The 12,230-nt window shown below is 72.5% G+C and carries 13 protein-coding genes and 1 pseudogene; 8 read left to right on the top strand and 6 right to left on the bottom strand.

Going from position 1 to position 12,230, the window contains the following annotated elements:
• Positions 1-32 precede the first annotated feature (32 nt).
• Positions 33-530 (bottom strand): hypothetical protein, encoded by a 498-nt coding sequence (locus ACIA8F_RS15580; protein ID WP_399379057.1) that lies wholly within the window; start codon positions 528-530, stop codon positions 33-35.
• Between the two features lie 262 nt (positions 531-792).
• Here ACIA8F_RS15580 and ACIA8F_RS15575 point away from each other — a divergent pair.
• A pseudogene (locus ACIA8F_RS15575) lies at positions 793-1,344 on the top strand (carbohydrate binding domain-containing protein); the annotation flags it as partial.
• A gap of 84 nt (positions 1,345-1,428) precedes the next feature.
• The gene (locus ACIA8F_RS15570) at positions 1,429-2,502 is read left to right on the top strand and encodes a chitinase (protein ID WP_399379125.1); all 1,074 of its coding nucleotides are present in this window, start codon (positions 1,429-1,431) and stop codon (positions 2,500-2,502) included.
• Between the two features lie 133 nt (positions 2,503-2,635).
• Here the strand turns inward: ACIA8F_RS15570 and ACIA8F_RS15565 are convergent, their stop codons facing one another.
• The 3 genes from ACIA8F_RS15565 to ACIA8F_RS15555 form a co-directional block, all read right to left on the bottom strand.
• Positions 2,636-3,985, bottom strand: a complete 1,350-nt coding sequence (locus ACIA8F_RS15565) for an amidohydrolase family protein (protein ID WP_399379055.1) — start codon at positions 3,983-3,985, stop codon at positions 2,636-2,638.
• A gap of 320 nt (positions 3,986-4,305) precedes the next feature.
• Entirely contained in the window at positions 4,306-4,722 is a 417-nt protein-coding gene (locus tag ACIA8F_RS15560) for a hypothetical protein (protein ID WP_399379053.1), read from the bottom strand.
• Between the two features lie 10 nt (positions 4,723-4,732).
• Positions 4,733-5,980 carry an FAD-dependent oxidoreductase gene (locus tag ACIA8F_RS15555; RefSeq protein WP_399379052.1) on the bottom strand — a complete coding sequence of 416 codons (1,248 nt, stop codon included), beginning with the start codon at positions 5,978-5,980 and terminating at the stop codon, positions 4,733-4,735.
• 153 nt (positions 5,981-6,133) lie between these two features.
• On the opposite strand from ACIA8F_RS15555, the gene ACIA8F_RS15550 reads away from it, so the two are divergent.
• Complete coding sequence (locus tag ACIA8F_RS15550; protein WP_399379051.1) at positions 6,134-7,006, top strand: hypothetical protein; 873 nt, start codon at positions 6,134-6,136, stop codon at positions 7,004-7,006.
• Positions 7,007-7,106: 100 nt separating this feature from the next.
• A complete protein-coding gene (locus ACIA8F_RS15545) occupies positions 7,107-7,481 on the top strand; it encodes a hypothetical protein (protein ID WP_399379050.1) in 375 nt (124 codons plus the stop codon).
• Here ACIA8F_RS15545 and ACIA8F_RS15540 read toward each other — a convergent pair.
• Positions 7,478-7,735 (bottom strand): hypothetical protein, encoded by a 258-nt coding sequence (locus ACIA8F_RS15540; RefSeq protein ID WP_399379048.1) that lies wholly within the window; start codon positions 7,733-7,735, stop codon positions 7,478-7,480. The genes ACIA8F_RS15545 and ACIA8F_RS15540 overlap by 4 nt on opposite strands.
• A 53-nt stretch (positions 7,736-7,788) precedes the next feature.
• On the opposite strand from ACIA8F_RS15540, the gene ACIA8F_RS15535 reads away from it, so the two are divergent.
• The 4 genes from ACIA8F_RS15535 (at position 7,789) to ACIA8F_RS15520 (ending at position 10,904) form a co-directional block, all read left to right on the top strand.
• Positions 7,789-8,331, top strand: a complete 543-nt coding sequence (locus ACIA8F_RS15535) for an ArsR/SmtB family transcription factor (protein ID WP_399379047.1) — start codon at positions 7,789-7,791, stop codon at positions 8,329-8,331.
• Complete coding sequence (locus tag ACIA8F_RS15530; RefSeq protein WP_399379045.1) at positions 8,328-9,626, top strand: MFS transporter; 1,299 nt, start codon at positions 8,328-8,330, stop codon at positions 9,624-9,626. The genes ACIA8F_RS15535 and ACIA8F_RS15530 overlap by 4 nt, the downstream gene beginning before the upstream one ends.
• A gap of 116 nt (positions 9,627-9,742) precedes the next feature.
• Positions 9,743-10,327 (top strand): DinB family protein, encoded by a 585-nt coding sequence (locus ACIA8F_RS15525; protein ID WP_399379043.1) that lies wholly within the window; start codon positions 9,743-9,745, stop codon positions 10,325-10,327.
• Positions 10,328-10,358: 31 nt separating this feature from the next.
• The gene (locus tag ACIA8F_RS15520; RefSeq protein ID WP_399379041.1) at positions 10,359-10,904 is read left to right on the top strand and encodes a GNAT family N-acetyltransferase; all 546 of its coding nucleotides are present in this window, start codon (positions 10,359-10,361) and stop codon (positions 10,902-10,904) included.
• Positions 10,905-11,107: 203 nt separating this feature from the next.
• Here ACIA8F_RS15520 and ACIA8F_RS15515 read toward each other — a convergent pair whose 3' ends face one another.
• A complete protein-coding gene (locus ACIA8F_RS15515; RefSeq protein WP_399379040.1) occupies positions 11,108-12,145 on the bottom strand; it encodes an MDR family NADP-dependent oxidoreductase in 1,038 nt (345 codons plus the stop codon).
• Between the last annotated feature and the right edge of the window lie 85 nt (positions 12,146-12,230).

The raw sequence follows: 12,230 nt of genomic DNA, 5'->3' as shown, positions 1-12,230 counted from the left end.
GGACCGAGAACCCCCGGGCCCTCGCCGACCCCCTAGTCGGGGATGCCGGGCATGCCCCAACGGGCGTGCCTGTCGCCGACGTCGGCCCCCGGGCACGCCCTGCGCCAGGCCGTGAGCACCGGAGGGCGGCCCGGGCGTCCGAAGCAGAGCCGCCGCTTGCGGAGGTGCAGGCGGAGCTTCGCCGAGCCGTCGATGTTGTCGTGGACGACGAGGACCCGGACCACCTCACCGGGGTCGTGTTCCGTGGTCCGACCGCCGGCACGCCGGAGGCGGAGCACGGCGCCGACTCCGGCTCCATCGGGGACGAGCCGCGCCTCGACCAGGCGCCGCCGGTCCCACAGCCAGTACGCGGTCTCCGCAAGGACGTAGGCCACGGCGGCCGAGGCCGCCCACCGGACGTCGGATTCCGCCCACAGCACCAAGGCGAAGAAGCCGAGGCAGCACGCAACCACAGCCATGCGCCGCAGCCGCGGCACCCTCCGCATGGTGTGGTCCGCCGCGTCCCAGAGCAGATCCTCGCCGACTGCCATCACGCCATCATGGGCCCCGGCCGCCCCTCCTGAGAAGCCCCGGCCGGACTCCCGCCGAAGGAAGGCGGGTTCGACGTCGCGCCGGCGGCGGGCGGATCGCGCACCCGCACGACCGCACCCCAACCGGCAATTGGTCCAGACCTATTGACCGGCCGTTCCGTTGCTCCTACGATCCGGTCGGCACAGCCCCACCTGTCCCCACCACACCCAGAGCCGGGCGCCACGCCCCCACGCGTCGCCATGCCCACGGCGCTCGGCCTGAATGGAGCACACCATGTTCCGTCGGAGATCACGTACTCCGCGCCTCCCGGCTGACCTCGGCCCCGGTGCGAACCGGACCGGCCGCGCCAAGCACGGAGCCACCGTCCTGAACCGCTCCCTCGCCGGAGTGAGCGCCGCCGCCGTCATCGGTGCCGGCCTGGCAGCGGCGGGGGCCGTCACGGCCGGCGCCGCGACGACCGAGGACGTCGCCGCCAACCTGGTGGTCAACTCCGGTTTCGAGAGCGGCCTCTCCGCCTGGTCCTGCTCCGGAGGCTCCGGAGCGGCCGTCGGCAGTCCGGTCCGTGCGGGTACCTCCGCGCTCAAGGCCACGCCGTCCGGCCAGGACAACGCGCAGTGCACCCAGACCATCAGCGTGCAGCCCAACTCCCAGTACACGCTGAGTGCTTACGTCCAGGGCAGCTACGTATACCTGGGCGCCACCGGCACCGGCCTCACCGGAACCCCGTCCACCTGGACACCGAGCAGCCCGTCGTACGGTCAGCTCAGCGTCGGCTTCACCACCGGGCCGAGCACCACCTCGGTGACGGTGTACCTGCACGGCTGGTACGGGCAGCCCGCGTACTACGCGGACGACGTATCGCTCGTCGGTCCGGGCGGCAGCAGCCCCTCACCCTCCGTGCCGCCGACCACGACGCCGCCCACCACCGCACCTCCCACCACCGCGCCCCCGACGACCGCACCGCCGACCACCGCGCCGCCGACCACGGCGCCCCCGACCACCGCCCCGCCCGGTGAGACCTGCGCCACGAAGGCCAAGCCGGCCGGCAAGGTCCTGCAGGGCTACTGGGAGAACTGGGACGGCGCCTCGAACGGAGTCCACCCCGGGATGGGCTGGGTGCCCATCACGGACGGCCGGATAGCCGCGCACGGCTACAACGTCATCAACGCGGCGTTCCCGGTGATCCTCTCGGACGGCACCGTCCAGTGGCAGGACGGGATGGACGCCGGCGTCAAGGTCGCGACCCCCGCCGAGATGTGCCAGGCCAAGGCGGCCGGAGCGACGATCCTGATGTCGATCGGCGGCGCCGCGGCCGGCATCGACCTGAGTTCCAGCACCGTCGCCGACAAGTTCGTGGCGACCGTGGTGCCGATCCTCAAGAAGTACAACTTCGACGGAATCGACATCGACATCGAGACCGGTCTGTCCGGCAGCGGCAACATCAACACGCTGTCCGCGTCGCAGGCCAACCTGATCCGCATCATCGACGGCGTACTGGCCCAGATGCCCGCGGGCTTCGGCCTGACGATGGCCCCCGAGACCGCGTACGTCACCGGCGGCAGCGTCACCTACGGATCGATCTGGGGCTCCTACCTGCCGATCATCAAGAAGTACGCCGACAACGGCCGGCTGTGGTGGCTGAACATGCAGTACTACAACGGCAGCATGTACGGGTGCTCCGCCGACTCCTACCAGGCCGGCACCGTGCAGGGCTTCACCGCCCAGACCACCTGCCTGAACAACGGCCTGACCATCCAGGGCACCACCATCAAGGTGCCGTACGACAAGCAGGTCCCCGGCCTCCCGGCCCAGACGGGCGCGGGCGGCGGTTACATGGCGCCGAGCCTGGTCAGCCAGTCCTGGAACGCCTTCGGCGGTTCGCTGAAGGGTCTCATGACCTGGTCGATCAACTGGGACGGCTCGAAGGGCTGGAGCTTCGGCGACAACGTCAAGTCGCTCCAGGGGCGCTGATCACCTACCCTTGAGCCCTTCCCCCTGACCCTCAGGGGGAAGGGGATGTGAGCGGACAGGCCCCGGGTGGGCGCGCGTTGAGCGCCTCCACCCGGGGCCGTGCCGTGTTCCGGCTCGGTTCTGCTCTTCCGGATCAGGAGGCGGTGCGCAGGCGGGTGGCCGCGGATTCCGCTTCCCGGACGACGCGCTCGGTGTCGATGTCGACGAGGCGGCCGTCGAGCTTGAGGGGCCGGCCGTCCACGAAGACCGCGCGGACGTTCTCCGGACGGCCGTTGAAGACGATCTGGTTGATCCAGTCGAACCGCGGGGCGAAGTTGAGGGCGGCCGGGTCGATCACGATGACGTCGGCGCGCTTGCCGGGGCTCAGGGATCCCACCCTGTCGGCCATGCCGATCGCCTCGGCGCCGCCGAGCGTGGCGAGCCGCAGCACGTCGCTCACCTGGGGGAACACCGAGGACTCCAGGGCGCGTGCACGCTGAAGACCGACGGCCGCCTTCATGAGGGCGAAGAAGTCCGAGGAGTCGTTGGTCCCGCCGTCCTGGCCGAGTCCGGTCTTGACCCCGCGCCGGCCGAGGTCGGGAAGCCGCATGATCCCCGAGGCGAGGCGCATGTTGCTGAGCGGGCAGTGCGCGACCCGTACGTCGTGCGCGGCGACGGCGGCGATCTCTTCGTCGGTGAGGTGGACGGCGTGGTTCATGAGGAGCTGCGGACCCAGTGCGCCGATGTCCGTGAGCGTGCCGACCGGATCGTCCGCGCGTTGCTCGGAGCGTTCGAGGACATGGCTGTTGAGCATGACTCCGAGGTCGCGGGCGATCTCCCAGTGCAGCCGGTTGAGGCCGGCGATGGCCCGTGCCGCATGGGTGGCGACCTGCGCCGAGGCGAGCGGGAGCGGGTCGATCAGTTCCCTCTTCGTGCGGGTGATCAGCGAGGCTTCCCGCTCGGCCTGGAACATCGCGTACGTGAAGCGCACGCCGGTGTCGGCCAGGGCCCGCACGTACTGGACCGTCGTGTCGTAGGGGAGGGCGTCCACCCAGTCCACGAGCGTGGTCACGCCGGACTGGACGGAGTCGAGGGCGCCGAGCCGGACGAAGCGGTACATGTCCGCGGGCGTGATACGGGAGAACGTCGCCCGGTTGCAGTCGGCCAGCCAGCCGAACAGGTCGCGGTCCGCGCAGCCGCCCCGCATCGAGGACTGCCACAGGTGGGTGTGCACGTCGACGAATCCCGGCATCACCAGATGGCCGGTCGCATCGATCACCCGGGTGCCGGGCGGTGCGGGCAGCCGTTTCCCCACGGCCGCGATGGCGCCGCCCCGCATGTGGACGTCCGCGTGCTCGACGGTGCCCAGGGGGCCGTCACCGAGGGCGGGATCCATGGTGAGCACGAGCGCGGCGTTCCTGAGGACGACGGCTTGGCCCGGGGCCGTTCCGCCGGGCGGCCGGGTCCGCCCGGCGCCCAGGACGAGGGGGACGGCTGCGGCCATCCCGAGGCCTCCCAGGACTCGGCGTCGGCTGGGCGCTCCCGTCTCGGGCGCGGGCGCGCTGACTTGGGGTGGGCGGGCTCCCGGTAAGGAGGTGGGGACGGGTTCGGGACACTCGCTGAGCGGGTTCATGGCGTGTGGCCTCCCAACGAACGAGGGGGATCGCCCTTCTCCGCACTGACGATCGGTCAGTGACGGCGGGGGCGGTACACGAATCGTCCATCGGGCCGGGGCTCTGCGGATAGAGGCGCGTCAACATTCTGTAGAAGTTTTATCCGTGGCGGCTCGGTGGCGGCTCCATGGAGCCGCTACGGATGCCGCCCCTACGGCCGTTCGTCGTAGGTCCCCGCCTCGACCTCGAGGGCGAGTTCCTGGAGGACCTCGATCGCGGAGACGTCCGTGCGCCCGGCGTCGTGGGCGATCGCGAGGCTGGTGAACGCCAGGCTGAATCCGGAGACCATCGTGTGCAGGGCCGGGCCGAGGGCCTCGGCCACCGCCGCTGCCACCTGCTGCGGAGTCGCGTCGGCCGGCACGCTGATCGACGGGAGCATCTCGTTGAGGAGGGTCGAGGCCACGCCGGCCGTCGCCTCCACGGCGTCGACGCCGCCGGCCCCGTCATCGCCGCCGGCTCCGGCTCCTTCCTCCCCGGCCGCATCCCGTTCGTCCTCGACGGCCCGACGGATGTCCTGGGCTTCGGTGAGGATGCCGATCACTCGCTTGAGGACCTCTGAGCGTTCCATCCCACGGAGCCTAGTCCCGCATGCGGGCGCGGACCGACTCCACCGGTGGCCGCTCCCGCAGCGCCCCGTACGCGATGAAGTAGGCCGGCACCCGGTTCAGCCACGGCGCCCCGGTCACGAGCTCCGTCAGCCGCTTCGCCGCCTGCGGGTGGCCGAAGGCGGTCCGGCCGGCCAGCAGGGGCTCGATGACCTGCGTGTGGGCCAGGCGCTGCAGGCCCTGCGTCGCCACCGTCGTCGGCATGCGCCGCCGTTGTACGCGGCGTACGTCGTGCAGCCCCACGCTCCCCGCGCGCAGCGGTCCCACGAGATGGCGGGCCGCCGCCACGGCGTCCTGGACGGCGAGGTTGATGCCGATGCCGAAGACCGGCGACATGGCATGGGCGGCGTCGCCGATGCACAGCAGACCCGGCCGGTGCCAGCGGCGCAGCCGCTCCAGCCGGACGTCGAGCAGCTTGACCTCGTCCCAGGAGGTGACCGAGTCCGCCCGGTCCGCCAGCCACGGGACGGCCTGCGCGAACTGGGCCATGAAGCGGTCCAGGCCCTCCGCGCGGCGCTGCGCATCGGTCCCCTTGGGGATGAGCCCCGCACACTGCCAGTAGTCGCCGCGGTCGATGAGCGCGCTGAAGAACCGCTCGCCCAGGCCTCCCAGGAGCCCGCTGGGATCGCTCTCGTGCCGCGGCAGCCGGAACCACCAGGCGTCCATCGGGCACGGGAAGCCCCGCAGGCCGAGCTCCGGCAGCGCCCTGGCGAAGGATCCGCGGCCGTCGCAGGCCACGGTCAGCGTGGCCCGGATTTCACCGGTGGCCCCGTCCGCCGTGCGGTAGCACACGCCCGCGACCCGCCCGCGCTCCATCAGGAAGGACGTGGCCTCGGTGTCCATGCGGAGCCGGAAGGAGGGTTCCTTGCGCGCCTCGTCGGCGAGCAGGTCGAGGAGGTCCCACTGCGGCACCATCGCGATGTAGTTGTACTTCCCGGGCAGGGCCGCGATGTTCCCGACGGTGACGAGGGAACGGTCCGGCCCGACGGGCAGCTGCACCGAGGTCACCCGTCGCTGTGGCAACCGGGCGAACCGTTCGGCGAGGCCGATGTCGTCCAGCAGGGACAGCGTGGAGGGGTGCACGGTGTCGCCGCGGAAATCGCGTAGTAAGTCCCCGTGCTTCTCCAGCACGGTGACCTCCACCCCGGCCCGGGCCAGCAGCAGCGCCAGCACCATCCCGGCGGGCCCGCCGCCCACCACACAGCAGGTCGTACGCTCCACGGCAACCCATCCCTCCGGCGGCACCGGCCATCCCGACGACACATGGCCCACTACCCCACCAGCTTGCTCGTCATCGCTCCGCGCGGGGCGGCGACGCGCGGTGTGCCGGGTGGTGACGGCCGGGTCGCGGCCACGGGCGGGAGACTGCCGGGCATGAACATGGACGTGGAGTCGGTGACGGCGGAGCTGTACGCGGTGCGGCCCTCGGAGTTCACCTCGGCCCGGGACGCGTACGTGGCCAAGGCCCGGAAGGCCGGGGACCGGGAGCTCGCCGCGGCGATCGCCGCGCTGCGCAAGCCGACGGTGGCGGTGTGGACGGCCGGGTTGCTCGCCCGCGGCCGGCCGGAAGAGGCCCGGCAGCTCCTCCTGCTCGGCGAGGCGTTGCGCACCGCCCACCGGACCCTGGACGCCGGGCAGCTGCGCAAGCTGTCGCACGACCAGCACCTGGTGATCGGCCGTCTCGCGCGCACGGCACGCTCCCTGGCCGCCGAGTTTGACCAGACGGTGAGCGAGCCGGTGCTGAGCGAGGTCGAGCGGATCCTCCACGCGGTGCTCGCCGATCCCGAGGTCGCCGAACGGTGGGCGGGGGGCCGCCTGGTGCGGTCCCCGGACCCCGCGTCCGGCTTCACCGGCCTCGAACCACAGCCCGGCGCGGCTCCGCCCCGGCGGAAGGAGAGCGCTCCGCCCGAGCCCGCGGGCCCCGCAACCCGCCGGACTCCGGCGCCGGGAACGGACGGGGGAGCGGAGCAGACACGGCGTCAACGGATCGAGGCAGCCCGGGAGGAGCTGTCGGAAGCCCGCGCCGAAGCGGACCGGCTGAGTACCGAGGAGGCCGCGGCACAGGAACTGGCGGACGGCGCTGAGGCCGCGGTGCGGTCCGCGGTGGCCCGGCTGGAGGAGGCCCGGGCGGCGAGCGCGGCCGCGGCCGCCGGCCTGCGCACGGCCGGGCAAGCGGCGGCGAAGGCACGGAAGCGGGCGGATGTGGCGGCACGCAAGGCCGAGAAACTCACCGGCTCCGAGGCGTGACCTCTTGCCGGGGCGGTCGGCCTCCCCGACGATGCTGCAAGACCCCTTCTGCCCGGGTCTCTCAGGCTCTTGACGGGGCATCGAACAACAGGGGGAAACAGTGAAGAACCATCACGCTCCGAAGAAGCGGTCCCGTACGGCGGCGTCCGCCCTCGTACCGCTCTTCGTCATCGCAGGACTGCTGCTGGGGCCGGCGGCAACCGCGACGGCGGCCGCGCCCACCGCCCGGCAGGCACCCGCTTCCGCAGCTCTCCACCAGGGTCCCCTCGCGTCCGGCGCGGGCGAGGTGACGGTACTCGGCGCACCCGCGTCGTCCCGGGTCCAGGCCACCACCGGCAACAAGAAGAAGAAAAAGAAGAGCAAGAAGAAGGGCGGCGGCTTCTTCAAGACCCTCCTCGTCATCCTGCTCCTCGCTGTCGTAATCCTCGCGATCGTCTTCGTCGTACGCATGCTGCTGCGCCGCCGGTCCGCCTAGGGACCGACGCCACACCCCGGTCGCCGCCCACGTGAAGGGGCCGCGGCCGGGTTCCGTCCGGCCCGCTCCGGCCGGTCCAGGACGCTGGTGAGCGTGGTGGGACGGAATCCGACCACCACGCCCAGGTCCACCACACCCACCTCCGCCAGGCCTGGCTCCGCCATGCCCGCCTCCGCCATGCCCGGCTTCGGCTCCAGGCCCACGAGCTCCGCCACGCGGAGCTGAAGCGTGGCCGGAAGCGGAACGGCGGTCACCCTCTTGTCGGAACTCCCTTGCTCAATGGTCAAGAAACGTTGACCATTGAGCCATGCCCACCGATGAGCCCCCCGAGGCCTTTCACGTCACCACGGACGAGCAGCTGCGCGCCGTCTCCAACCTCACGCGCCACCGGATCATGGCCATGCTCCGTTTCGAGCCGGCGACGATCACGCAGATCGCCGCACGGGTCGGCCTGGCGAAGGGGAGCTCCAGCTATCACGTGCGCCTGCTGGAGCGGGCCGGCCTGGTGAAGGTGGTGCGGACGCGGAAGGTCCGGGGGGTCAACGAGCGGTACTACGCGATGGCCGCGCGGTCGATCGTGCTGCCGGACCCGGGCGAGGGCGGGCCGGACCTGCTGATGCGGCACGCGGTGGCGGACCTGGAAGGGGCGCCGTCGGACGGTGAGCGGCACGTGGGGATGGCACACCTGCGGCTCACCGACGAGCAGTTCGCGGAGCTGGGGGCGCGCCTGGAGGCATTGGCGGACGAGTACCGGGAGTTGTCCGATCCGGCGCTGCCCGACGCCTCGTTCGTCTTCGCCCTCTTCCACCCTGCACGTCGCGACCAGAGCACCGAGGGAGACTCCAAGTGACCACCGGCACACAGAAGTTCCCCACCGGCTTCGGACGGCTGTGGACCGCGCAGACCGTGTCCTCGCTCGGCGACGGGGTCACGCATGCCGCGCTGCCGCTGATCGCGCTGACCCTGACGCGGGATCCGATGGCACTCGCCGTCGTCACCGCCGCCGGCACCCTGCCGTGGCTGCTCTTCGGATTGCTCGGCGGCGCCCTGGTGGACCGCTGGGACCGCCGGCGCACGATGTGGATCGCGGACGCGGCACGTGCCGTGCTCCTCGCGGTACCGGTGGCCGCCGCCGCGCTCGACGTGCTGAGCATTCCGCTGCTCGGGGCCGTCGCCTTCCTGCTCGGCCTCGGCGGACTCTTCTTCGACACCGCCGCCACGGCCTACCTGCCGGACCTGCTCGGCCGCGACCCCGCGCTGCTGGAACGCGCCAACTCCCGCCTGCGCGGCGCCCAGACCGCCGCGTCCGGCTTCGCCGGGCCGCCCGCGGGCAGTGCGCTGCTCGCACTCGGGCGGGCGGTTCCGCTGCTCGCCGACGCGGTGTCGTTCGCGGTCTCCGCCCTGCTCGTACGGTCGCTGCCGAGCATGCCCCGTCCCGTACCGCAGGCCCGTGAGTCGCTGCTGCGGCAGGCGCGGGCCGGGGCCTCGTACGTCTTCCGGGACCGGTTGCTGCTCGGGCTCGCACTGCGCCCGGCGGTCGGGAACATCGCCTTCATCGCGGTGGAGACGGTACTCGCCCTCTTCGCGCACGACCGACTCGGCATCGGCGCCCTCGGCTTCGGCCTGCTCCTCACGGCGGAGGCCACCGGCGGCCTGCTCGGTGCGGGCATCGCCTCCCTTCTCGGCCGCCGGCTCGGCACCGGCACCGCGCTGACGTGCACGGCCGCCGTCGAAGGACTGGCCGTCCTCGGGCTCGCCACCGCCGGGAACCCGTACGCGGCCGGCCTCGCGCTCGCCGTCTGCGGGGCGGGCATGGGTGCCACGATGGTGCTCGCCCCCTCCCTGCGGCAGGCGATCGTCCCCGCCCACCTCATGGGCCGGGTCGCCTCCACCTCCCGCATGCTCGCCATGTGCGCCGCCCCGTTCGGCGCCTTCCTCGGCGGCTGGCTGGCCACCGCGTACGACGTCCGCACCCCGCTCTACGCCGCCTCCGGCCTCCTCCTCGCCATGACCGCCATCACGGCCAACATGACCGGCAACCGCCGCGTCGAGGCGGCGCTGCGCGCGGCCGCTCCCGCGGCAGGCACCCCCGATGACACGGAATCCGGGGATCCGGCCCGGCGGGAAGTCTCCGAAACGGTGTGACGCCGCGTGCGGGTCTTATAGGCCGTCCTACGTAGCCGGGCCTCTGGTCTGCCGGCCGGTGCGGACCACGTACTGGATCTTGAGACTGCGGGAGGCCCATGGCAGGCTCGTGCCGCATGATCGATGAATTCGCGAAGGACAACCTGCTCGGGAGACTGCGGCGGGACCGCGAGGCGCTGCTCTGGAAACTCGACGGCTTGTCCGAGTACGACGCCCGTCGACCTTTGACGGCGACCGGGACCAACCTCCTCGGGCTGGTCAAACACGTGGCCACCGTCGAGGCCCGGTACTTCGGCGAGGTCTTCGGCCGTCCCTCCCCGGAACCGCTGTCCCGGTGGCAGGACTCCGACGGCAGCGATCAGTGGGCGGCCGGGGACGAGACCCGCGATCAGATCATCGGGTTCTACCGGCGCACGTGGGAACACTCGGACACGACGATCAACGGGCTTCCCCTCGACGCTCCCGGCCACGTGCCGTGGTGGCCGGAGCCTCACGCGCACACGAACCTGTTCGCCGTCATGACCCATGTCCTCGGCGAGACCGTCCGGCATGCCGGACACGCCGATATCCTGCGCGAGGGCCTCGACGGCCGGACCGGGCCGCGCGCCGAACACGAGCAGCAGATCGACGAGGATGCCCGTGCGGCCCACCGCGCGAAGATCGAGCGGGCCGCGCGGTCGGCCGCATCAATCGGGGCTTAGGGATCGATCGCTCTTTCGCTATCCTCCGGTGATGCTCATGGAATCCGGAGAACCAATTCCCGGGCAGGGCCGAAACGCCGATGTCCTCGTCCGTCCCGGCGCATCGGGCGACCTTTCGGCGCTGACCGACCTGTACAACCACTACGTCCGGGAAACCCCCGTCACCTTCGACGTGGAGCCCCTGACCCCCGGCATGCGCCGGGAATGGCTCGAAGCACATCCCGCGGCCGGACGGCACCGGCTGCTGGTCGCGGAGTCGGACGGACGAGTCATCGGCTATGCCTGCAGCGGCCCCTACCGCCCCAAGCAGGCGTACGAGACCTCGGTGGAGACCAGCATCTATCTGGCGCCCGACCAGGGGCGGCGGGGCATCGGCTCCCTGCTCTACGCAGAGCTCTTCCGCGCCCTCGCGGAAGAAGACGTCCACCGGGCTTATGCGGCCATCACCCTTCCGAATCCGGGATCCCTCCGACTGCACGACCGCTTCGGCTTCGAACCCGTGGGCGTGCACCGCGAGGTGGGTCGCAAATTCGGTGCCTACTGGGACGTCGCCTGGTATCAGAAGGAGATGCGGTAGGCGCGAGCCGCGTCGGCAGGACACCCCCTAGGGGGTGTCCGCGAAGTGGCGCCGGGCGCCCGGAGGGCGCCCTCGCGGCGTTCGGTGCGTGCTCTCGGCGCACCGGGCGGAAGCCCGTGTACTGGACGTACTCGGGATTTCGCCCGGTGCGCCGAGAGCGCGTGCCGGGCGTCGCGAGGCAGGCGGGACTTTGCGGAGACCCCCTAGTGCGGCAACTCCACCACCACGGCGCCGAAGTGCCGTCCTTGCGTCAACTCCCGCAACGCCTGCGGGGCGCGATCGATGCCCGGGATCCGCACATGGGGGAAGCGGATCTCACCGGACCGCAGCCAGGCCCCGAAGCGGCCGGTCCATTCCTGCTCCACGCCCGGATGCTCCGTACCGAGGTACCCGCGCACCGAGACGCCCCTGACGACCAGGCGGAACGAGTCGATCTCCGCCGGGGCACAGGCGCCGGCGGACCCCGGTGCCAGCTGGCCCGAGAGCGCGCCGAGCAGGGCGAAGCGGGCGCCGTGGCGGGCGGCGCCGACGGCCGCGGCCAGTTGCTCGCCGCCCACGGTGTCCACGAGCACGTCGATCCCCCCGGGCGCCGCCCCGGCGAGCTGCTCGGCGATCGGCCGCCCGGAGCCCCGTAGCAGGACCGCGTCGTAGCCCAGCTCCGCCACCAGCCGCTCGGCCTTCTCCGCGGAGCCGGTGGTGCCGATCACCCGGCCCGCGCCCAGCAGCCGCGCCGTCTGGCCGGCCAGGGTTCCGACCGCGCCCGCCGCTCCGGTGACCAGGACGGTGTCCCCGGGCCGGACCCCGGCGAGCCGGGTTAGCGCGCCGTACGGGGCCGAGCCCTGGGCGAGGTGCGCCACCGGGTCGGGCAGGGTGTCGTCGAGGGGTGTGCAGTCGGCCGCGTCCACCAGGGCGTACTCCCGCCAGCCGAGCAGGTGCGAGACGAGCGCGCCCGGGCCCAGCGGGCTGCCGGCCGGGGCGGCCACCACCTCGCCGACGGCCGGCCCGAACAGTGCGTCCCCGGGGCTCAGCGAGGGCAGCGGCAGCCCCTCGACCGCGCCGCCGATCAGCGTGAGCAGCCCGGGGAACACCAGGAAGTGGCGGTTGCGGACGAGCACCTGCCCGGGCCCGGGCTCCGGCAGCGCCACCTCGGCAACGGTGAAGTGCGCCCGCTCGGGCGGTCCTTCGGGGCGGGCTGCGAGCCGGATCTCGCGTGCGGTGCGGGGCAGGGCGGCCGTGGCCATCGGGGCTCCTCGAAGCGGCGCGGCCGGCGGCGGCGCGGACGGCCGCCGCCGGGCCGGGGCGGGTGGGTGCGCAGACGCTAAACCC

Source organism: Streptomyces sp. NPDC051563, from assembly GCF_044454225.1.
GTDB lineage: Bacteria > Actinomycetota > Actinomycetes > Streptomycetales > Streptomycetaceae > Streptomyces.
Note: the sequence above shows the minus strand (reverse complement) of the source record. Positions and strands in the feature narration are given on the sequence as shown.